The 21,763-nt window shown below is 67.5% G+C and carries 20 protein-coding genes; 11 read left to right on the top strand and 9 right to left on the bottom strand.

The window, feature by feature from the left end; all coding sequences use genetic code 11:
* Window positions 1-61 precede the first annotated feature (61 nt).
* Window positions 62-886, top strand: a complete 825-nt coding sequence (locus ALI22I_RS28505; RefSeq protein WP_077008608.1) for an alpha/beta hydrolase — start codon at window positions 62-64, stop codon at window positions 884-886.
* Between the two features lie 3 nt (window positions 887-889).
* Here the strand turns inward: ALI22I_RS28505 and ALI22I_RS28500 are convergent, their stop codons facing one another.
* The gene (locus ALI22I_RS28500; protein ID WP_202971085.1) at window positions 890-2,530 is read right to left on the bottom strand and encodes a helix-turn-helix domain-containing protein; all 1,641 of its coding nucleotides are present in this window, start codon (window positions 2,528-2,530) and stop codon (window positions 890-892) included.
* 278 nt (window positions 2,531-2,808) lie between these two features.
* Here ALI22I_RS28500 and ALI22I_RS28495 point away from each other — a divergent pair, with 278 nt between their 5' ends.
* The 9 genes from ALI22I_RS28495 (at window position 2,809) to ALI22I_RS55690 (ending at window position 12,477) form a co-directional block, all read left to right on the top strand.
* Window positions 2,809-3,201 (top strand): recombinase family protein, encoded by a 393-nt coding sequence (locus tag ALI22I_RS28495; protein ID WP_077008607.1) that lies wholly within the window; start codon window positions 2,809-2,811, stop codon window positions 3,199-3,201.
* A gap of 70 nt (window positions 3,202-3,271) precedes the next feature.
* The gene (locus tag ALI22I_RS49665) at window positions 3,272-3,529 is read left to right on the top strand and encodes a hypothetical protein (protein WP_143532474.1); all 258 of its coding nucleotides are present in this window, start codon (window positions 3,272-3,274) and stop codon (window positions 3,527-3,529) included.
* A complete protein-coding gene (locus ALI22I_RS47970) occupies window positions 3,526-3,693 on the top strand; it encodes an FxLD family lanthipeptide (RefSeq protein WP_083752072.1) in 168 nt (55 codons plus the stop codon). Before ALI22I_RS49665 ends, ALI22I_RS47970 begins: the two co-directional genes overlap by 4 nt.
* 85 nt (window positions 3,694-3,778) lie before the next feature.
* Entirely contained in the window at window positions 3,779-6,844 is a 3,066-nt protein-coding gene (locus tag ALI22I_RS28485; protein ID WP_077008606.1) for a lantibiotic dehydratase, read from the top strand.
* The gene (locus tag ALI22I_RS28480) at window positions 6,841-8,079 is read left to right on the top strand and encodes a lanthionine synthetase C family protein (protein ID WP_083752088.1); all 1,239 of its coding nucleotides are present in this window, start codon (window positions 6,841-6,843) and stop codon (window positions 8,077-8,079) included. The genes ALI22I_RS28485 and ALI22I_RS28480 overlap by 4 nt, the downstream gene beginning before the upstream one ends.
* The gene (gene fxlM, locus ALI22I_RS28475; RefSeq protein ID WP_077008605.1) at window positions 8,076-9,290 is read left to right on the top strand and encodes a methyltransferase, FxLD system; all 1,215 of its coding nucleotides are present in this window, start codon (window positions 8,076-8,078) and stop codon (window positions 9,288-9,290) included. The genes ALI22I_RS28480 and fxlM overlap by 4 nt, the downstream gene beginning before the upstream one ends.
* A 1,021-nt stretch (window positions 9,291-10,311) precedes the next feature.
* Complete coding sequence (locus ALI22I_RS49660) at window positions 10,312-11,547, top strand: ImmA/IrrE family metallo-endopeptidase (RefSeq protein ID WP_143532473.1); 1,236 nt, start codon at window positions 10,312-10,314, stop codon at window positions 11,545-11,547.
* A 65-nt stretch (window positions 11,548-11,612) separates the two neighbouring features.
* Window positions 11,613-11,966, top strand: a complete 354-nt coding sequence (locus ALI22I_RS49655) for a hypothetical protein (protein WP_143532472.1) — start codon at window positions 11,613-11,615, stop codon at window positions 11,964-11,966.
* A 193-nt stretch (window positions 11,967-12,159) separates the two neighbouring features.
* Window positions 12,160-12,477: a transposase family protein gene (locus tag ALI22I_RS55690; RefSeq protein WP_443216972.1), complete on the top strand. Its 318-nt coding sequence runs from the start codon at window positions 12,160-12,162 to the stop codon at window positions 12,475-12,477.
* Window positions 12,478-12,682: 205 nt separating this feature from the next.
* Here the strand turns inward: ALI22I_RS55690 and ALI22I_RS28465 are convergent, their stop codons facing one another.
* The 7 genes from ALI22I_RS28465 to ALI22I_RS28435 all read right to left on the bottom strand — a co-directional run bounded on the left by ALI22I_RS28465 (window position 12,683) and on the right by ALI22I_RS28435 (window position 18,660).
* Entirely contained in the window at window positions 12,683-14,386 is a 1,704-nt protein-coding gene (locus tag ALI22I_RS28465) for a relaxase/mobilization nuclease domain-containing protein (RefSeq protein WP_077008603.1), read from the bottom strand.
* 7 nt (window positions 14,387-14,393) lie between these two features.
* Complete coding sequence (mobC, locus tag ALI22I_RS28460; protein WP_077008602.1) at window positions 14,394-14,963, bottom strand: plasmid mobilization relaxosome protein MobC; 570 nt, start codon at window positions 14,961-14,963, stop codon at window positions 14,394-14,396.
* A gap of 257 nt (window positions 14,964-15,220) precedes the next feature.
* Window positions 15,221-16,486, bottom strand: a complete 1,266-nt coding sequence (locus tag ALI22I_RS28455) for a DUF3987 domain-containing protein (protein ID WP_143532471.1) — start codon at window positions 16,484-16,486, stop codon at window positions 15,221-15,223.
* The gene (locus tag ALI22I_RS28450) at window positions 16,483-16,665 is read right to left on the bottom strand and encodes a hypothetical protein (protein ID WP_077008600.1); all 183 of its coding nucleotides are present in this window, start codon (window positions 16,663-16,665) and stop codon (window positions 16,483-16,485) included. Before ALI22I_RS28450 ends, ALI22I_RS28455 begins: the two co-directional genes overlap by 4 nt.
* Window positions 16,666-16,721: 56 nt before the next feature.
* Window positions 16,722-16,931, bottom strand: coding sequence for a helix-turn-helix domain-containing protein (locus ALI22I_RS28445; RefSeq protein WP_238598610.1), 210 nt, complete (start codon window positions 16,929-16,931; stop codon window positions 16,722-16,724).
* Window positions 16,932-16,967: 36 nt separating this feature from the next.
* A complete protein-coding gene (locus ALI22I_RS28440) occupies window positions 16,968-17,522 on the bottom strand; it encodes a hypothetical protein (protein WP_077008598.1) in 555 nt (184 codons plus the stop codon).
* A 430-nt stretch (window positions 17,523-17,952) separates the two neighbouring features.
* Window positions 17,953-18,660: a DUF6218 family protein gene (locus tag ALI22I_RS28435; RefSeq protein ID WP_077008597.1), complete on the bottom strand. Its 708-nt coding sequence runs from the start codon at window positions 18,658-18,660 to the stop codon at window positions 17,953-17,955.
* 299 nt (window positions 18,661-18,959) lie between these two features.
* Here ALI22I_RS28435 and ALI22I_RS28430 point away from each other — a divergent pair, with 299 nt between their 5' ends.
* The gene (locus ALI22I_RS28430; protein WP_143532469.1) at window positions 18,960-19,910 is read left to right on the top strand and encodes an exonuclease domain-containing protein; all 951 of its coding nucleotides are present in this window, start codon (window positions 18,960-18,962) and stop codon (window positions 19,908-19,910) included.
* Between the two features lie 521 nt (window positions 19,911-20,431).
* On the opposite strand, the gene ALI22I_RS28425 is transcribed toward ALI22I_RS28430, so the two are convergent.
* Window positions 20,432-21,640 carry a Shedu immune nuclease family protein gene (locus ALI22I_RS28425; RefSeq protein WP_077008596.1) on the bottom strand — a complete coding sequence of 403 codons (1,209 nt, stop codon included), beginning with the start codon at window positions 21,638-21,640 and terminating at the stop codon, window positions 20,432-20,434.
* Window positions 21,641-21,763: the final 123 nt, after the last annotated feature.

Below are 21,763 nucleotides of genomic sequence, written 5' to 3'. Positions count from 1 at the left end.
GTTGCTGTGCATACACCGGCTCGGGATCATGGATGGTGCAGCCGACGAGTTGGAGCCGTAGATGCAGCCTCGGAGCACGAGCGCCACTGTCCGCACGCTCGATGGTTTGCACCTCGCTGGCACCCTTACCTCGCCCGCCAGCGCGCCGTCGCATGCCGTGCTGCTGGTACACGGGGCCGGCGTGACGCGGGAAGAGGGCGGCTTCTTCACCCGGCTGGCTGACGGACTGGCTGGAGCCGGTGTCACCTCCCTGCGCTTCGACCTCCCTGGCCACGGCACGAGCGAAGGGCGTCAGGAGGACCTGACCTTGTCCTCGATGCTCAACGTCATCCGCTCGGGACTCGACCACCTGCGCGGGCTGGCCGAACTGTCGTCAGTGAGCTTGGTGGCGGCCAGCTTCTCGGGCGGCGTGGCGGCGTACTACGCGGCCAAGATGCCCGCCGAGGTGTCCAGGCTGGTCTTGTTCAACCCGCTGATCGACTACAAGAAGCGGTTCGTGGACGAGAAGCGGGCTTGGGAAGGTGGTCAGATCAGCGAGAAGGCCGGGCAGCAACTGCTCGAACAGGGCTTCGTCGGCCACTCGCCGACGTTCAAGCTCGGCCGGCCGATGCTCAACGAGGTGTTCTGGCTTCAGCCGCGGGCGACCCTGGGGGATGTCGCCGCCCCGACGCTCATCGTCCACGGCACCGAGGACACCTTCATCCCCGTCGAGTCGTCACGGGCAGCCGACAGCCAACTGACCTGCGAACATCAGCTGATCGAGTTGGAGGGCGCCCAACACGGGTTCGCCGTCCATGATGATCCCGAGTACGCCGACCCGCAGAGCCAGCAGTGGCAGGCGTCCGTCATCGCCGCCGTGACGCAGTGGGTGACGACGCACCGTTAGCTATTAGCCGTGAACGGCTTCGTGCAGGCCCCGTACGGCCGGCCGGTTCCGCCAGGGCTTGAGGACATGGAGTACCCGGACCAGCTCGCGTTTGGTTCGCTGTGAGTTGGCGTCCTTGGCACGGCGGGCCGACGCCACGCCGGTGACAGCGGCTTGATCCGGTTCACCGGCCAGCGCCAGCGATGCGGCCATCCACGACAGGAAGAACCCGTAGTCCCGCGGCGAGAAGTTCTGCTCGGTGAGCGTGCGTTCGTAGAGGGCGACTGCGCGGCGGGGCTGCCCCGCTTCGGTTTGGCAGATGGCGGCCTGCATGGTCAGGAGCGGTGCGCCGTAGTGCGCCCCCAGGCCGCGTTCATCAGGCCGATCTTCGGCTTCGGTGAGCAGCCGTCGCGCTTCATCCAGCTTGCGCTCGACGGCGTCGATGGAGGCTCCTAGCATGGCGTCGGCCCGCGCTTCCTGCTGCACCGCCTCGGCCTTGACCCGCTTGGGCAGATCAAATGACGGGTGCTGGGCAGCCTGGCTCAGCGTCAGCATCCGCATGGGATCGCGCTCGTCGTAGGCGAGCTGTGCCTTCTTGACCAGGACGTAGCCCTGCATCGGCATGTCGCCGGCTTCCTGTGCCCACTCGATGGCGCGGTCGTGCCAGTAGAGCGCCGTGGCGAGGTCACGTAGGTCGCGGTACAGCCACCCGGCGAACTCGGCCACGTCGGCACCCACCGCCAGCAACTCCCGGCGGACGTTCGTCTTCACGTCCCGGGCCTGGTGCTCGATGGCGCCCAGCAGTCCGAGCACCACCGGCAGCGTCCCGTGGGTGCCGACCATGCCGTCGTCCGTCTTGCACGCCACCAGTTGGTTCCTGAAGTACTCGACCACCGTGCCGTCGACGTATCGACGCGCGTCGTCGAGCGCGGCGGCGAGCCGCGGACTCTCCGGCAGGCCGAGCGCGGGCAGCGTCGAGATGCTCAAGCCGTGTTTGATCAGCGATCGGCGGTTCAGTGGACTCATGTCGCCCCATTCGGTGGCCGTGACGGCAGTGTTCCCTGACTGCCCGGTGGCCTCACCGAGCTGGTCAAGGATGGCGTCGAGGCCACTGGCAGTCGCGGTTCGCGCATCGAGCGGCAGCAGCACCGGGCGACCATTGATCATCACTGGCAGCACGAGCCCGTGCTTGTCCTGGCTCGCTGGCGCTTCATCGGGCAGCGGTGTCGCCTGGTGCTGTCGCACCGCCGAAGCCTTGTCGCCGGGCTCTGGCGGTGCGCTCGGCATCCGAAACCACAGTAAGTCGCTGGGGATGCCCAGGACATGCGCCCAGCGCATGAGCTTCTTGAGGCTGTTGATCTCCTCGCCGTTCTCGATGTGGCTCAGCCTGGCCTGGGAGATGCCGCCCCACGACGCGACAACCTCTTGGGGAATGCCCCGGCCGTGGAAGGGATGGGTACGGAAGGCCCGGATGACCGCGCCCATGTCACAGGCGGCGAGCGCCTGCCGCATCGTCGGGTGCTGCCAGAACTCGGCGGGCACCACTGGGGGCTGTGCTTGGAGCTGCCGCGCGACCTTCATGCAGGCGTGGCACAGCGAGTTTCGGTTGTCGCGGGCAAGTCGTGTGCCGCAGCGACAATGGCGAACTTCCTGCTGCCTGCCCATGTCAGCAATCCCCGCCCGGTTCCCCCGTAGTGACACTGCGCCAGCCCGGTCACATTACGCGCACGCAGCGTAGCCGGTGATGAGTTTTCCGCATAGGCACATGCGGACGAGCGCGACCGCAAAACAGCAGGTGAGGTCCACTCTCGTCACAGGCACCTGACGCCGGATGAACCCCACTGGATCTTCCCCGACTGATCCCGGTGGACGCGCCCCCGGCGTCGGGTGCCGCCCTACCTCGTCGTCTTGGTGGTGCGAACCCGGGAACAGGTGCCTACGTCATGACAACCAGCGGCAACACCCGCGACGCCCACCAGGTGGTGTGGGGATACCTGCACACCGAGCAAGCCGACGAGATCGAGATCGCGGCGTTGCGACATGAGATTGCCGCGTTCTGCCGCAGGCGTGGCCTCAAGCTGGCCGGCGTCCGGATCGACCGTCGGCTTCCGACTGACCAGATCGTGCGGCCGGGGTTCAGCGCCCTGCTGGAAGTCCTCGAACTGCGGGAGTCGTACGGCGTCGTGGTGCCTCACCTGGACCGGTTGTCCGAAGAGGTGAACGCTCGGGCGTTGTTGACGCAGCGCATCAAGCACACCGCCACCGAACTCATCGTCATCGACGACGAGTTGCCGACGCCCGATGCCGACACCTGGGCGAAAGGCCGTCATGGATAAGGCACAACTCGTCTACATGTCCTGGCTCACGAGCGTCAACAGCTCCCTTGGCCGGTACATCGGGCGCCTCATGAACGACGCAACCGGGTCCACCACGACGTCCTACACCGTGCCGCTGGCCGAGGTCGAGCGTGAACTTGGCGATGAGCTGATGCAGCTTGCCCGCGTGCTGCTGGACAAAGCAGAGGGGACGGCGCAACCGGACGACGACCACCCGCCACCTGAGTCTCGCCACACGAAAGGTTCCCGGCCCGAAAGCCTTGCTCTCACACGCTTTCCCGGCCGGGTTGACAACGATGCACCCACCCGACGAAGGGGAAAATCATGACCGCGACGATCAACGCCGAGGCGTTGGCCGTGGACGATCCGTTCGCTCTCCACATCCAGGTCATCACTGACGCACCGAACGGTGCGCAGGGCGCGTGCACCAACGGAACCGATGACGGCTGCGACCCCACCTGCGCGTCGGCTTGCGTCACCGGCGGCGTGTGAGGACGACCGTCCGGTTCGACTCAGAGGGCCGGGTCCGCCCGGCCCTCTGGCTGCCCGTCCCGCGCTGCACATTCCGGAGGAACGGATGATTCCCGCTGGTAAGAAGCCGCTGTACCGGCACACGGGTGTCGCGCTGCTGCGGGCCGCGGCGGCGCCGCTGACCGACGCGCCCGACCGGTGGCCCGACCTGACCGACATCCCGTGCTGCCGGTTATGGCTGGACCGGATGTGGTCGCGGCCCAGCTTGGCGGAGGCCGTGCGGCAGGCCAGCCCGTCGCTGGCCGACCGCGTCGACGCCATCCGGGCGGGACAGACGATGCCCGACAGGCAGATCCGCAGCGCGACCCTGTCCACCGCGCGGTACGCGCTGCGCGGTATCGGCCGCCCCACGCCCTTCGGCCTGTTCGCGGGCGTGGCCCCGGCGACGGTGTCCGGCACGGCCCGCGTCCGGTGGGGCGAGGACCACCGAGCGGCCGTGCGGGTCAACACCGAGTGGCTGGCCGACATCACCGCCCGAGCCGAAGCCGTTCCGGAGCTGCTGGAGCGCCTGGAGGTGACGATCAACGACCTCGCCGTGCGGCGTGGTGACCGTCTCGAAGTCCCGCACGGGCCGAACCGGGTGGCGATCCGGTACACCAGCGTGGTCGCGGCCGTCCGGGACGCGGCCTCGACCCCGGTCCGGTTCGGTGTGCTGGTCGACAAGCTCGCCGAGGACTTCACCGCCGATCGGCGCAAGGTCCTCGACACCCTCACCGACCTGGTGCGGCAGGGCCACCTGCTGACCGACCTGCGCGCGCCGTTCACGGTCACCGACCCGTTCGCCCACCTGGTTGCCCGGTTGCACCACGCCGATGCCCGCGCCCTGCCGGGCATGTCGGACCTGCTCGGCGAACTCGACGCCGTCTTGGCCGAGCTTCGCCACCACAACGACCAGGCGACCCCGCTCGCCGAGCAGCACCGCCTCCGCGCCACGCTGCTGGAGCACATGCGACGGCTGTCCCCGGCGGGCCGCACCCCGCTGGCGGCGGACCTGCTGCTGGACTGCGACGTCCGGGTGCCCGACGGCGTCGTGCGGGAGATGGAACGTGCCGCCTCGGCGCTGCTGCGCACGACCCGGCACCCGACCGGCGACCCGGCCTGGCGGAACTATCACGCCGAGTTCGTCGACCGGTACGGCACCGGCACGCTGGTGCCGCTGCTCGACGTCGTCTCCCCGGACGCCAGCCTGGGCTACCCGGCCCGCTACGACGGCAGTGTGCTGTCCCCGCCGGTCCCAGGGTTCGCGCGGCGCGACGAGCGGCTGGCGGCGCTGGCGTGGCGGGCGATGGCCGACGGCACCCGCGAGATCGTGCTGACCGACGACGACATCGCCAGGTTGACCGACGAGGACTTCGACGAGCGGTACATCCCGCCGCACGTGGAGTTGTCCGCCCGCGTCCACGCCACCAGTGCGTTGGCGGTGGAGCGCGGCGAGTTCACCCTCACCGTCGCTCCTGCCCGCTCGGCCGGGACGCTGACCAGCCGCTTCACCCCGATGGCCACCGGCTCCGGGCTGGCGGAGGTCTACCGGGCACTGCCCGCCGCGACCGAGGGCGCGCTGCGCGCCCAGTTGAGCTTCGGCCCGAAGTACGCGCCCGCCGAGAACGTCTGCCGCGTCCCGGTCTACCTCGACCACGTGATCCCGCTGGGGGAACACCGCGCGCCGGGCGATCCCGCGACGCTGATCACCGTGGAGGACCTGGCGGTCACCGCGACCCGGGACCGGCTGTACCTGGTCAGCCGGTCCCGGCGCCGGGTGGTCGAGCCGCAGGTGTTCCACGCGCTCGCGCTGGACAAGCAGCCGCCGCCGCTGGCGCGGTTCCTGGCCGAGCTGCCGCGCGCGTTCGGCGCGGCCTGGTACCAGTTCGACTGGGGTCCGCACGCGAACCTGCCGGTGCTGCCGCGGGTGCGCTACCGCCGCATCGTGCTGTCTCCGGCGCAGTGGCGGCTGGCCACCGCCGACCTGCCGCCGGGTCCGGCCGGTGACGACGGCTGGCGGCAGTTGCTGGACCGGTGGCGGCGGCTGTGGGGCTGCCCCGACGTGGTCGAGCTGCGCGACGCGGACCGCACCCTGCGCCTCACCCTCGACGAACCGGCCCACGCCACCCTGCTGCACGCTCACCTCGTCCGGCACGGCCAGGCCGTCCTCTACGAGGCCACCCCCGCCGCCGACTACGGCTGGATCGACCACCACGCCCACGAGATCGCGTTGCCGCTGGTCACCGCCCGCCCGGCTGCCCCGAACCCGCTGCGCGGTGCACTGCCCGAGGTGAACAACACGCACGGGCACCTGCCCGGTGCGCCCGACTCGGGCTGGCTCACGGCGAAGATCCACACCCATCCGGAGCGGATGAACGAGATCATCGCCCGGCACCTGCCAGCGCTGCTGGACGGACTCGACGGCGACCCGTGCTGGTGGTTCCTGCGCTACCACAGCACCCGCGAGACCGACCACCTCCGGCTGCGTCTGCGCACCGACCCCGGCCACTACTCTGCGTGCACCAACGCGCTCGGGGAGTGGACGCAGCGGATGCGGCAGGCAGGCTTGATCGGACGGCTGGTGCTGGACACCTACCACCCGGAGGTCGGCCGCTACGGGCACGGCGCGACGCTGGCCGCGGCCGAGGACGTCTTCGCCGCCGACTCCCGTCTGGTCGCCGCCATGCTGCGGGACCTGCCCGCCACGGCGGCGCACCCCACCGCGCTGACCGTGGCCAGCATGGTCGGCATCGTCGAAGGCTTCCTCGGCGGCCCCACCGAAGCGGCCGACTGGCTGACCGGCCGCCGGGTGCGCACCACTCCCGCGACCGACCGCGCGGTGACCGACGAGGCGATCCGGCTGGCCACCGACCCGGCCGCGCTGCGCCGGCTGCCCGGCTGGACCGAGCCGGTCGAGCGGGCGTGGCGGTCCCGTGCCGACACGCTGACCGCCTACCGTGTGCAACTGCCGTCCGACGCGGACACCGACGCCGTCCTGGAATCACTGCTGCACATGCACCACAACCGGGCCATCGGCATCGACCCGGACAGCGAACACGCGTGCCGCCGGCTGACCCGGCACGCAGCCCTCGCCCGGCGAGCCCGCCGGCCACGCGACGGCGGCGGCCGATGACCGGTACCGACCTGCCCAGCCCACCGGCAACGGCGGCACCACCGGAGCAGGATCCCTCGCCGGACTGGGGACAATCGCTGTCCTTCGGGGCGGCCGGGATCGCGTTGCTGCACGTCGCCCACGCCCACGCGGGCCTCACCGACTGGATCGCCGCCCACCGGTGGGTCGCGGCGATGACCCGCGGCCCGGTCACGGCGCACCCCGACGCCTGCCTGTTCCGGGGCGCTCCGGCGGTCGCGTTCGTCCTGCGCGCCGCCGACCGACCCGCCTACACGTCCGCGATCGACACGCTCGACCGCCACGTCACCAGACTCGTCCGGCAGCGCCTGGACGCCGCCCACCAGCGCATCGACCGGGGCCGCCTGCCGCGACTGCGCGAGTTCGACCTGATCAACGGCTTGACCGGCCTCGGCGCGTACCTGCTGCACCAGGGCGGTGACGACGCGCTCGCGCGGGAGGTGCTGTCCTACCTGGTGCGGTTGGCCACCGAGCCCGTGACCGTCGACGGCGAAGACCTTCCCGGCTGGTGGACCGACAACACACCCGCCGACCTCCCCTCGCCGCAGTGGCCCGGCGGCCACGCCAACCTCGGCATCGCGCACGGCATCGCCGGCCCGCTGGCGCTGCTGGCCCACGCGACGATCGGCGGCATCACCGTGCCCGGACAGGCCGAGGCGATCGACCGGATCTCCCGTTGGTTGGACCGGTGGCAGTGCGGCACCCTGACCCGGCCGTGGTGGCCGGGCACGATCCGGCCGACGGAATGGCGCACCGGGTCCGTTGACCAGCATGGACCGCAGCGGCCGTCCTGGTGCTACGGCACCCCCGGACTCGCCCGCGCCCAACAACTCGCCGCCCTGGCGCTGGGCGACCGACGCCGGCAGCGCGCCGCCGAGAACGCGTTGACCGCCTGCGTCACCGACAACCAGCAGTTGGCCCTGCTCGACGACGCCTCCCTCTGCCACGGCTGGGCCGGACTCGTCCAGGCCGTCCGGCGCGCCGCCGCCGACGCCGGACCCGACAGCGAGCTGACGGCCCTGCTGCCACGGCTGCACACCCGCTTCGAGCACCACCTGCACGGCCGCCGACCGGTCACCGGCGACGGCCTTCTCGAAGGCACCGTGGGCATCGCGCTCACCCGCCACGCGGCCACCGCGCCCGCGTTCCGGTGGGACGCGTGCCTGCTGCTCGCTCCACCACCTGCTGCGACATTGGACATGGAAGGAATCGGATGACCGCCACCACCGACACCGGGCCGGACGAGCTGCGCGACCGCATGGTCGACCACATCGCCGAGGCCGGACACCTGCGCTCGGCCGCCGTGGAGCACGCGCTGCGCACCGTGCCACGGCACCTGTTCGTGCCCGACGCGACCGCCGAGGACGCCTACGCCAACAGGTCCATCACCATCAAGCCCGGCGAGCCCGGCGGCAGGCCCGCGAGCTGCATCTCCGTGCCCACCGTCGTGGCGATGATGCTCGGCCAGCTCGACGCCCGTCCCGGCGACCGCGTCCTGGAGATCGGCGCCGGCACCGGCTACAACGCCGCCCTGCTGGCCGACATCGTCGGCGACACCGGCCAGGTCACCACCATCGACATCCACCCCGACGTCACCACCCACGCCCGCCGCGCCCTGGACGCCACCGGCTACGACCGCGTGCACGTCGTCACCGGCGACGGCGCGCTCGGCCACCCCGACCACGCCCCCTACGATCGGATCGTCGTCACCGTCGGCCCGTGGGACCTGCCGCCCGCCTGGCTGACCCAGCTCGCTCCCGGCGGCCGACTCGTGGTGCCGCTGACGTGGCGCGGGCAGACCCGCAGCGTCGCCTTCGTCAAGCAGGACGACGGCGTGCTGCGCGCCACCGACAGCCAATTGTGCGGCTTCATCCCGATGATCGGCGACGGCCAGGACGGCGAACGCAAAGCCCGCATCGCCGCCGACGTCGACCTGCACTTCGACCCCGACCAGCCCATCGACCCGGACACCCTGCACGGGGTGCTCGCGCTGCCCGCGACCACCGTGTGGTCCAGGGCTTCGATCGTGCCGATGGAGTCCACCGACCTCATCTGGCCCCGCCTGACCGGCGCCGAACCAGGAACCTGCCGCTTCGCCGCCACCCAGGCCGCCGTCGAGGCCGGACTGTGCGACCCCGCCTTCCCCTACAGCAGCCCCGCCCTCGTCGAAGGCGACTCACTGGCCTACCTGACCCTGCGCCGACCCGCACCCGACGCGACCGAACGCCGCTTCGAGCTCGGCGCCACCGGCCACGGCCCCGCTGGCGAACAGCTCGCCGAACGGCTGTGCGCCGTGATCCGCGCCTGGGACCACGACCGCACCGCACAACCCATCATCAGCGCCTACCCTGCCGACGTCGCCGACGAGGACCTGGATGACGGGCAGGTCCTCGACAAGCGGTTCGTCCGCCTGGTGGTCTCCACCTGATCCGACCCGACGACCATGCTGTCGACCTCATACGAGCCACTGCCCATCACCCAGGAGATCGACATCGAACAGCCTGATGCGGGCAAGATCACAGAGGCTGTGCCGAGGATGGATCACATCGGCGGGCACATCACCCACGTGACCGAAGACGTGTACCGGTCCCGGCGTCGGCGAGGCACGGCCAGCGGCCCCCGGAGGAACCCGCAAAAGATCAAAGCAGCGCTCGCCGCGCGGCAGACCAACAGGATGACCAAGACCAGCGGCAGACTCGCCTTCCAGCGTGGTTCCGGGGGTTCCTGTCACCCCGACGACCTCCCGAAGGGCTATCGCACAAGCTGGGGAACCTGCAAGCCTGGCACCGCTCCGCCAGTTGGGCCGGCATGTCGCAGGCTCCCCAGCTCGCGCGGTAGGGCTGCGCCAGGCCGACGAGATGACAGGAAGCCCCCTCCTTTGCGTAGGTCCGGGAGAGTGGCACGGCAAGCAGTTGATCAGCCGGCCGTCCGGCCGCATCGGCGCAGGTGCGAGTAATGAGCGTGGAGGGCTTGGGACGAGCGCCAGGTGCTTGCCTTGCCGAGGTGGTCGGGGCGCTCGACTGCCGCACCTGTGCAGATACGTAACGTCGAGCGTTCAGGTGGCCGCAATTCGATCCTTGTCGGCTGATTAAGTTCCAAACCCCGTCATCTCTATGCGAATGGAAGCGGGCCGGCATCAGCGCTCCAACAAGACTGGCTACTGAACCGGCCGCCCCGACCTGGCCGAGAACTGGGACGCCCAACCCTCCGTCCCCGCTGACCCGCGCGTGTCGAACCTCCAGACCTCGCGTGTCGAACGCTCAGGACCCCCTACTTAATGAAAAATTCTACCGCTGCGATTTCCGGCTAGATCACACGAAGCATCACACTGCGACAAGCGAAGTAACCCGGAGCTGGCGGTAGGTAACACTGGGTGACCTTCGGTCGATATGTGTTTGCAGGAGAAGCTCGCCGGCACCATCGCTTGTCGCACTATAGGGGGTTGCTAGTTGAAAGAGAACCCATACTGGGAGTATATCAGGGCCAATGTAGAGCCAAGCACGGATCGTAAGCGACCTTCTCCGGTCATACATATTAATGAATTCAAGCAAGCTGTCGAGCTTGTTGGCGCCCTGATGGACCGCCATCTATCCGTTTACCCTGATGCGCTCGGGTCGGATGAAGACTCAAATGGCACCTTCTGGGATATCGATGGTTACGTCGGTCCCGCGCTTGACTTCATGACTCCTGCAACGCCCGAGGCGCAGGAATGGAAGTCCCATCGATTGAAGTTGGCCACGTATTACTACTTGTTGCGATCGGCTGTAGTCCTGGGAATCGACGTAGAGGCAGAAGCATTCAAGTCACTTTGCGCGACTTCCCTGGAAGGTGCGAAGTCCTTGCTGGCAGCAAATCTTGACCTGCCTAATGCGTGGTGGATTACCGATTTCAGGGAAAGAATTAAGGGTGCTGGTGTAGCCTCACCTGAGCGACTCGAAAAAATTTCAGTTCAGACGGTAATTCGTCCTCAGATCTACGCGTACAGCTTTCCTGGGTCACGCAGAATAGAAGTTTCAGCGATTGTTCGCGAGCATTTGAGAACTGTCAACCTCATTTTGCTAACGATTTCGAGGGGACTCCTTGATCCAGCGACAAGAGCAGACACTCTAGCCACTGGCGAGAATGTCATAGAGCTCTTGTTGCCCTATGTGTTCTCATTGTACTTTCCGAATGTTGATCACAGCTCACTTCCGGTGCCGCGAACGCCGAGCCGCGAGGTGTTCCTTCAGGCATGCGAAGTCAGCCAGATCCAGTCGCATTTTCTACTCGCTCATGAGTATGCACACATGCTTCATCATGAGGGTCGGAGGCCTAGCATTGAACTGGAACTCGAAGCGGATAACTTCGCGTACGACCTGTTACTAGACTCATCGGAGTTCTTTAAAGGTCGGCATCGACACCAAGCTTATATGAGTGTGCGTTGGTTGTTTTTGTATCTGTCTCTCGATAGGATAGTCGGCGCAGTTCTTTCTGACTACGAACCCGACTGGATTGACACGCCGATTAGAGACCGGGATGCTCTGCTCGTGCCGCGGACATCTACAGTGACCGCAGCAGCCGAGGAGCACAATCTGCGACTTGCAGGTGATTCCCTCCTATTTCACGCAAAGCATGACCTGAGAGAACGGGGCGTTGACTGGATCAAGGAACAGGCGCGCATATTTCAGAAGAAAAATTGTATCTAGTTTTATGCCCACTCTGGGGTTTTCCGATATTTTGCCGTTGTTGATCTATTTCCAAAGGGGTTTGCGTGTCTGACGTTGAGCGCCAGTACTTCATCTTGCATTTGGAGGTAGATTCAGGAGGGCGGCCCGTAGTCGAACCAGATCATGCCCTTATTGACACCCCTGACATGCTCGTGAAGGTCCTTGATGACGACAAGGAAGGTCATGGATTCGGACTGGCCGAGGTCCTAACTATTGCAGTTTCCGTTGGCGCTGGCGTGGCATCCGACTTGATTGCCTCATCAATCAAATCGTCGGTCAAGGCCGTTATTCGGCGAGTGAAGGGGAGGGGTGGCGATGATGGTGATGGCACCATTGACGGCATGACGCGTGTCGTCGAATCAGAGCGGAAACAGAAAAGTGATGATTCTGAAGTCTAGGGCATTAGAAGGTTGATCTTGGAGTGACAGTGCAACAGCCCCGCCTGGGTAGGGCCGGTTTCCTCTCACAGAAACGATCCACCACGAAGAGGCGGGGCTGTCGCGCTACCAGTCTATGACCGGGCTCGACCACGCTCAGATCTAGGAATTGGTCGCCCGGATCCACCAGGTCCTGACGTCGTCGGACCGGCCGGTGGGATGTCCCAAGGTGCTGGATCTGCACCGATCGGTGCTGCTCACGCTCGTGCTGTTACGCCAGAACCTGTCCCAGACCGTGGCAGGGGACTGGTTCGACGTCTCCCAACCCACCGTCTCCCGCATCTTCCGACGGATCGCCCGCTCATCGGCCAGGTCACCTGCCCCACATGCCACCCCGAACCGCAGCACCGCCCACACCACACCACCGCCGACCAGTGCGCTGCCGGCCACCCACCACGCGCGACTCCGACCGACCATCACGACAACCCCCTCAACCCATCGGCCGCCACGCCCACGGACCGACACCCAATGATCGCATCCCATCAGCCCACCGCTACCGAACCACGTGTGACCGCGATATCCACTCGTCTACGGCCGCTGGCGTCCATAGCTCAACGAACTTGACGTCCGTCTGCACCTGGCCGCTACTGTGCACGTCTTCCCGTACTTACCTGTGCGCACCAGGGTGCACCGACACATGCAGGCGACTTTGGAATCCGACAGCGATGCCGACGGGATCAGCGGGTCTGCCCGCCAGGCAGCGGCTGGTGGGGCTTCGTGTGCGTCGGCGGGCGCTGCCGGAGTCGGGGCAGGATTGAGGCGAGCCGGCGATGGCCGTCCTCGACCGCGTGCCGTTCAGGGGCCGGACGCCGTTCCAGGTCGGGTCCGGTGCGTGCGGGCGGATCGCGGGGTGTACGCAACTCGTGGGCGTCAGCCTCGTAGGGGCGTAGCAGCGTCGTGGCGTCGTGCACGTGCGCGTCGGGTGTGCCACGTGGGGCGCTGGCGTCGAACCAGGCGCTGACGGCGATGACCAGTACCGCGAGCACGATCAGGATCAGTAGCAGCAGCGTCAGTTCCGGGTCGCCGGCGGTGCGGGCGACCACGCGCGCGGCCGACGCCAGTTCGGGCAGCAGCGGGTCCGGGCGGCGCACCGGGCGGCGGGTCGGTGCGGGTCGGGTGAGGCGGGCGGCGGCCGCGAGGTCCTCGGCGGCCCGGCGGGCGTGCTCGCCCACTGGGCGGCCCTGCTCGTCGACCCCGCCGGCTGGCCACAGCACTGCCACGACCGTGGCCAGCCCGGCTGCCTGGTCGAGCGCGTGGTGCAGCCGTGCCGCCCGATCTGAGGGCGCGGCCGCGCTGGCGGGCGGTGCGACGAGGCCTTCGTCGACCAGGGCGTCGAGGGTGTCCAGTGCCTCGTGTACGCCCTGTTCGGTCATCCGGCGTCGCCACCGCGGCAGGGGCCCGTCCGCCGGTTGCGCCCGCCACTGGCCGGGTGCGGTGAGGGCACCGACCAGCGCCGACTCACGTGTCGGTGTGCGTTCGCCGTCCGGGCCCAGCGGCGGCCGTGCGGCACGCCACCGGTCGATCACCTCGCCCAGGGCCAGGTCGCGGGCGAGCTGCCCGCCGGACAGCCGCAGCGCCGGGACGTCGGCGGGCACCTTGTCGCGTGCCAGTTCCTCGCGCGTGAGCGCCACGGTGTAGCCCACGACCCGCCGGCCGGCGGGCATCAGGCCGTCCGGGCCGACCTCGGCGGTGACGAGGTCGATCTCGACCCCAGCGCGGGTGAGGTTGTCGACAAACTCGCCCGGGTCCGTGGCCCCGGCCGCCGCGGCCCGCACCTTGCGTTCCAGGACGCGCCGCTGCGGTTCGGGTTCCTTGTGGTCGCGGTGCGCGCGTTCATACTCGGCGCGGGTCAGCTCCCGGGCGCCGGTGCCCGAGCGTCCGGTGTGCACCAGGTTCAGCCGCTGCTCGACCTCCAGTGCCCACGCTCGCGCTTTGCGCTTGCTGTGGTCCAGCCGGGCGACCCGGCCGTCCTCGCCGACCAGTTGCACCACCAGGTGGATGTGGTCGTTGTCGTTGCGGGAGGTGCCGTGGTGCACCGCCACCCACCGGCACCGATCCAAGCCGAGCCAGGCGACGAACTCCTCCGCGAGCCCGCGCCACACCGTGTCGCCCAGCAGCCCGTCCTCGGCGTGGACGGAGATGGGAACGTGCAGCACGTGACCGGCCTTGACGTGCTTGCCGCGCAGTCGGCGCGGCGCGTCCAGCTGGCGCACCAGCTCACGGCGCTCCACTGTGCCGGGCCGCACGGTGTCGTCGAACTCCAGCAGGCTGGTGTCCCACGCGGCCACCAGGTGCGGGTCGGTGTGCTCGCCGATCGGGGCGAACAGGTACTTGAGGGTGCCCTCCAGCCCGTGGTGGCGCGGCAGCAGCTTGGGCAGCATCCCGGCCTCACTCCCGCCGCCGGGTGGGCGCGCGGTGCACCAGGCGGCGCGGGTCCAGCAGGTCCAGCCAGGCGTCGAGTCTGGTTGCCTGCCGCTCGTGGCGCTCCAGCGCGGCGGCGATCTCCGACGGGCCCACGACTTGACCGCTGTTGGCCGCGCGTGCGAGCTGGTTGAGGTTGGTGCCCGCGCCGTAGGCCATGCGCCGTACCTGTGCCAGGTCGGCTGCCAAGTCCAGTGCGTCCCCGCGTGACAGCCGAGCCCGTTCCCGGTCGGCCACGCCGGTGCCGGTGTCGAGCGGGAACCGGGCGGCCAGGTGGCAGAAGGCCGCCACGTCCACCGGAACCCCAAACCTCGCGGCCAACGCCGCGGCGCGCTGCTCGACCTCGGCCAACTCGGCGTCGGTAAACCGGATCAGCACCTGCCGCTTGCGGCCGTGCCTGACCGGTGTCAGGCGCCCGGTCGGGCCCAGCAGGCCCGCCACAGACGGCGGCAACCCGCCGTCGGTGTCCCCCGTGTCCGGCAGTACCGCCGCCGCGTCGTGCGCACCGGGGTGCGCGTGGTCGTCGTGCGCGTGCATCAGGCCCCCCGACCTGTCGGGGCGTTCGCCGCGCCCCCCAGCGCGCCGCGCCCCACACCCGCGACCCTACCCGCGCCCTGGCCGCACCTCCGGTGTCTGCACGGCCGGTGACCAGGCACTTCCTCTCCGGCTAGCGCAGCTAGCCGGAGAGGACATCTTGCCTCCGGTGGGAGGTGCGGCGCCTCAACCCCTCCCACCGGAGGGGTGCGGGCTACGAGGCGACGAAGAAACGAAACAATTCGCCGATCGACCGGCCGCTAAGGCGTGGCACGCCGGTACCGGATCGAGGGCCGTCCACGCACTCCTGAGTGCCGGAACTCCACGTACTCGCCGGTCGCCATCACCTCGTGGAGCAGCTCGTCGAGTACCTGCTTGGCCAGGTTGCGTCCGAACAATCCGGAGACCTCAGCGCGGCTCAACCCGGTCTGGCCTGCGCCGTCCAGAGCCCGGCGCAGGGTGTCCACCCTCGGGTTGCACAAGGTCCGGTCCAGGACGTATTTGGCGGTGCCGATCGAGTAGCGCACCAGCCCCGCCGCCGCCTGAAGGTCTCCCACGTCGACGTGGGAGCGGTCGTCCAGGACGGCGTAGAGGGCGGCGATGCGGCGGCAGTAGGGCAGCGCCCGGCGGGCGAACTCGGTCCAGGCACCGTCCTCGTCGTCAGCGCAGCCCAGCTCCTCGTACAGCTCGTCGTCCCACAATCGGCTGGCGTCGGTGTCGTCGTCCAGGCCCACCTTGCGGTGACGGGAGGCCCGCTCGATGGCCTCACGCAGCCGGGCACCCAGCTCCGAGAGGAGTTCGGGTGCGATTCCCTCGGGCCGCGGGATGCGTTTGGAGCGTTCGACGTAGACGGGCAGGAAGCGGTTGAAGGTGCCGCCGGCCATCTCGGTCGCAGCCATCCTGAGCCGGAACTCCTGGGGCGTGATGTGGCCGATGATGGCGATGTGCGAGGACGAGGCGCGCAGTGCGAGGCGGTTCATCACGGCCAACGGCCTGCCCGACCAGCCTTCGCGTGCCACCGCTCCGATGGTGTTGCCCTCCCGCTTGGCGCGGGCCATGACGGAGCCGAACTCGGCTTCGAGGATTCTGAGCCGCTTGTCCTCGGTGCCGCCCGGGTCGTTCTCGTCGCGGGGGTCGCGGATGCGTTCGATCAGCCCTTCGCCGGAGGACAGGCCGCTGACGAACAGATGCGCGGCTTCGGGCACGGCGGCCAAGGTGAGCCGGTCGGCGGTGTCGGTGGCGTCGCCTTTGCGGCCAGCGCCGGTGCGGCCGAACAGCAGTGGCCAGACGATCAGCGGGTGCCGGGCGTTGCTGATCTGCACGTGTGGTCCGGCGCCGATGAGGGCGCTGACGTTGGCCATCAGCGAGACCAGCACCCCGACCGGGTCCGCCTCGGTCGTCGGGTCGGCCGCCGACACCAGCTCGCCCAGCACGCCGCGGTAGACCACCGGGTCCACCGCGGGCGGTGCGGGCGGCAGTTCGGTCCTTTTATTCTTTCGTTCGTTGGACTCCTCGGAGTGGGTCATGCGCGGCCGTCCTCGTGGTCGGCCGCCTTACGGCTCGCACGCCCGGCGGCGGGAGCGACGCCGTTGAGGATCGCCGCGAGCCGGGCACGCTGGCTTGCGGTGAACGGCGGTGCGGCGCGCACGATCCGCTCGATATACGCCTCCAGGCCCGCCTCGGTGGCGGCTTGGACGCCCGTCACCGCACGCCGTGTCCGGCACGGCTTGCGTCCTGTACCGGCCTGCTTGCGGTGGCCCGTCATCGGGACTCACCGGCCTCGGTAACCACACGCCGCGCGGCGGCGTAGGCGTCGAGATCGGTGACGGCGACCCGCACGGCCCGCCCAATGCGGACGTGCGCGAGTTCACCGGACCTGACGGCACGGCGGATCGTCGCCTCGGACACAGAGAGGCGTGCCGCCGCGTCCCCCACGGACAGGTAGACGGGTTTGATGTTCTTGTCTGCCACGGTGTGGCCCTTCCGATGCGGGAAGGCCACGACGGGCTATGTGATTACAGCGCTCCCCCAAGCGCGCATAGCCCGACGCGGCCCTCGCTGCACAACAGCGGCGAGGGACCAACGGCGGCCCGGCGCACGGGCGACACGCGGCTCGGCGAGCACAAGTCGGCCTGGTGGATGCCTCGTCCGCGGCGGCGGCGCATTCGAGACCGGCCACGTCGGACGATGCGGCACGAACCGCGGACCAAAGATCAAGAGCAGGAGCGCGCGCAGCGCGGCCGGGTACTTCCGGGCACCCAGCGCGGCCCAGAAAAGCAGCAGCCTGATCAGCCCGATGACCGCTTCGGCGTCGCTGAGCACCTTCTCCTGCTGTGCTCGTGAGGAGCCGGGGTAGTACGACGTGGTGATGCCCAGTTCCTGCGGAGTGATCGACGCCAACGCCTTGCTGGACAGCGTGGACAGCGCGAACAGGTCTTCCTGCACCGTGTACGGCAGGTCGTCCGCTCGCTTCAGCAGCCTTCGCCGCTTCGCATGACCCGCCGCGATCCGCGCCCGCATCCGATCGTCGCGTTGGACGAACGCCTCGAACCCGGCCGCCATACCTCGCGGCCACTCCTCGTCGGGAGGCTCGGTCTGCGCGAGGCGAAGCGCGCGAAGGCTGCCGACAGCCCGTCGAATCTCGCCGACCGAATAGGAATCCGGTGCGGCGGACGACGGCACGGCCAACCGTTGCGGCGGTCGTTCCCCCACAATCCTGGTGTTCTTACCAGCCCCCATGAGACCACGTTAGACCACACAGGACAGTTGGTCGAAAAACTCGCGAGCAGTGTCGAGATCGCTACTGCCCGTTGATCAACGGCGATACTTGAGAGGGCGCTCAGAAAGTGATGGCATGGATTGGGCAGGGCCTCGGCAAAGTCGTGTGATGCCCGTACCCTGGAAGGGTGCTGGCGATCAAGCGCTTGTGCTCCTGGGCAGCGGCCAGGCTGCGGCTACGGTTCGACGAAGACAGAGCCGCCTGGACCGGGACTCATCGCTGGCTGACGTAGGCGTCAGCCAGGCGCGCCTCCCATTTGGGTGCTAGCACGGTGGGTTGTCCGAAGGTGGCGCGGAGGTAGACGCGGCCCAGTGCGACGGCGGTTTCCCTCCAGCGCTGCACTACCCATCCGCCCAATCGGGCGATGCGAAGCGCTTCGGTCGCTGCCACCGTGGGAGCGATGAGTTCTCCGAGTCCCGTGAGGCGCTCGAAGTGCTCGACCGTGGCCGGCAGTGGGTCTGGCAGGTCGATCGCCCACTCCAGGTCGACGATGTTCTTCTTGGTCGCCTTCTCCTCGGCGACGCGTTTGGTGTACGCGGACCGGATGTCGGCGACTTCTGCCAGTAGACCGGGGAGGGCGACTGCGCAGGCGCTCCAGTCAGTGCGGGGAACACCCGCTACCTCTTCCAGCGCCCGTAGCGTGTTGGCCGCTTCGGCGGGGTCCCAGGCCAGGAGTGCCTTCTGCTTGCATAACGTGAGCAGGCTTCGAGCGGTCTCGGCTTCGGTCAAGGCCATTGTGGCGGGCTTCACCCATGCCCCGGTCCTCACGCCCTCGGTGTCGAGATGCCAGATCGCGACGGCGTCGTCTTGACCGGATCCAGCTCGGCAGACGATCACGTGTCCGATCATGGTTCGGTCATCGCCGGCTCGGGTGGGCAGCAAGCCGAGTGAGCTGTGCTCCAGCGGTTCGGTGGTCATCATCTCTCCTACGCGTGGACGTGTTCAAGACACCGCCCACGCGGATGACCTTCGCCCATGACGTGTCCATCGCCGTGGCGCGCCGTTCGTTTCACCGCAGCACCAGCAGGACCCGGGCGCGTCCATAGTCGCGCCGATGTCGTGGTGAAGGTTGGGCCGGCCCGAGCCGAGCAAGGACGCGACATCTCGACGGTTCCCTGCGATCGAATCCTCAGACGTAACCCTCGACCGACGTGTCCCGATGGGCTGTTGACCGCCCACCGCGCCAGAGCATCCACGCGTATGTGCTCCGGGACCGAGTCGTGGACGCTCCGGCCGCAGATGAGGAGATCATGAGCAGAGAATGGGTCGCAGTCGACTTCGAGACCGCCAACTGGTCACGAGGAAGCGCCTGCGCAGTCGGCATGACCCTGGTGAAGGACGGGGCGGTCACCGACCGGTTATCCACCTACATCCAGCCGCCGGGCGAAGGTGGCTTCCACCCGTACAACACGTCCCTGCACGGCATCACCGCCGAGATGGTTCACCGCGCCCCGCAGTGGCCGCAGGCACTCACACAGATCATGGACTTCGCTGGCGACCGCACGCTGGTCGCCCACAACGCCGCCTTCGACATGGGCGTGATCCGCGACGCCTGCACGGCGAGCTCCGTACCGTGGCCTGAGCTGCGCTACGCCTGCACCCTGGTCGTATCCCGCCTGACTTGGCAATTGCTGACCTATCGCCTGCCCTTTGTCGCCGATGCCGCGGGCATTGTGATGGGCGAGCACCACGACGCGCAGGCTGACGCGGACGCCGCAGCCCACGTCATGCTTGCGGCCATGCGGCTTCACCAGGCGGACACCATCGACGATCTGCTGGACGGCCTGCGGGTCCGCTACGGACAGCAGACCAGCGACTCCTGGACCGGCGCCCGACGACTCGAATCGTCCACGCGACGGGAGATCCCTACCGCCAACCCCGACGCCGGCCCCGACTCGATGCTGTATGGCCTGAACGTGTGCTTCACCGGAACGCTGACGACGATGACGCGCGCGGAGGCCCATCAGCGACTCGCCGACGTCGGAGGACAGGCGATACCCGGAGTCACCAAGAAGACCGACGTGCTTGTGGTGGGCATGGCGCACCCGTCTCGATTCGCCGTGGGGATGAGCGTCAGCAGCAAACACCGCAAAGCTCAGGCACTGCTGGACCGTGGCCACAAGATCGAGATGATCGGGGAAGCCGACTTCCTTGAGTGGCTCAGCAGTTGAACGTTGAATAGCCAGTGCGAACCGCTGGCAGCGATCGCCGAATCCTCTCCATAACCGAGATCGACAAGATCTTGGTGGAGACCAAGACCGTGGCCTGATCACCTGCGTTAACGCGACGCTAGCGGAACCGCTCCTGCTCGGCGGTCAGCCGCCCGTCCCGGGCCGGCCCGTTGAACAGCCAGAATGCGCCCGGGAAAAGCCGCGCTCATGCCGAACCGTCCCCTGGAACCGCACGTAGACCGTTCCCGTCATGGACACGATTGTGGTGGATGGCCACCCCGGCCCGGACACGACGAGAGGCCCAGGTCGAGGTGACCTAGGCGTTCGCGCTACGAGCACATCCGGGAACTTCTTTCGAACCCGTTCATGGCCTGGATGAAGCGGGCGGAGCAACCAAGAGGCTCACCCGTAACCGCTGGGGACACCCCATAAGCCGCGACTGATCGTCAGATCGGCCAGCATCGCCCCGCTCGGTATCGTCCGAGCGAGGCCTTCCTCGTTGGAGCGGCCGAATGACAGTCCTACGTGTCCTGGACGATAAAGCTGGCTCGCTCGTAAAGCTCATCGAAGGTGATGATCTCAACGTCCTGGACGGAATGTCTGAAAAGATCGAATGAGGACAGCTTCTCAGGGTTCACTCCGCCGCCAGTCTTGAACTCGTCAAGGCTTCCAATAACAAGGACTTGTCGGGGGCGGATCGCAGAGAACTGGATGCCCATTGGCGTGCCGTCGTCTTCGTAGAGATCGTGCAACACCTGCGAGATACCCAGTAGCGCCTTACTGGCGGTCTTCTGGACCTGTGATACCCCACCGCTGACCTCGGATGAAACTTGATACACATCCGGCGGGCGGTATGGTACCTTCTCCAGTAGCGACTTAAGGTGAGTCTTGATCTCACAGAACAGCAGACTGCCGATGTACCCCTTAGAGCGCATGACTGCGTCGGCCCGCTTACCCGCGCCCGTAAATATATTCGCTCCAGATGTGGCGCGTTCCAACTTTTCGGGGTCAAGCGGCGTACATGCAACCAGCTTAAGGCCATAGCCAAATATCCAGGTGTTCTCCTCGAAGAAGTCTTGCCAGACAGCTTCTGGCCCTTTCTTCCCCCTGCGTGCACGCTCCTCCTCAAAAAACGCAGGATCGTTCAGTAGCTTCTCGAACACGGCAAGCTGGGCCTTGCGGTTGCTGATGAGTAGTAAGTCCTCTTCGGTCAGCTCTCCACCCAGCGCGATACGAACTGCTTCGAGCACCGTCTGCTTGTCGCTGGATTCAAGCAGTCCGGCGAGCTGTGCGCCGCCTTCCGTTACTACCCGAAAGTTGTCGTCAGGGATGTCCACCTCGGCGAAGCTTTGCAGGAAGTGAATCAGCTTCCACATGTTCTGGTGGCCGTCGCTCGTGTCAACCGTTGCTTTGATTATCTTTGTGACTTCGTCTTCAGGCACCGAGTGTTCGAGCGGCTTCCTCTGAGGGTTCGACTTATCCTTCTTCCAGAAGCGCAGCCGAGGGGAGTACTTGCCGTCCTTCTTAATAAGATTTACCTGGCACAGGGTCGCTACCCGTGGCCGGTCGTCAAGGACGAAGTCGGTAATTAGACGGTTGACCCTCGTGTCGAAGAAGTAGTAGAACTTGTCATCGTTTTCACTGCGACGGATCTCAAGACTGCTGAAGTCTCCGTCAGAGACAGGAAACTCGGTATCATTCAGCTTGTAGACGGCGGAGAATCGTGTCATGGCAGTGTGTCCTTTGACAAGCAGTTATAACTTAACGTCACCTTATTGTGCGATCTTTTCGTTGAACGGACTACTTTCGTTACTGCTTCAAGATCGCCATCACTGATCTCACCCGAATGGGTG

It is taken from the genome of Saccharothrix sp. ALI-22-I (assembly GCF_001984175.1).
GTDB lineage: Bacteria > Actinomycetota > Actinomycetes > Mycobacteriales > Pseudonocardiaceae > Actinosynnema.
The sequence above is the reverse complement of the archived record's forward strand: the minus strand, read 5'-3'. Positions and strand labels throughout refer to the sequence as shown.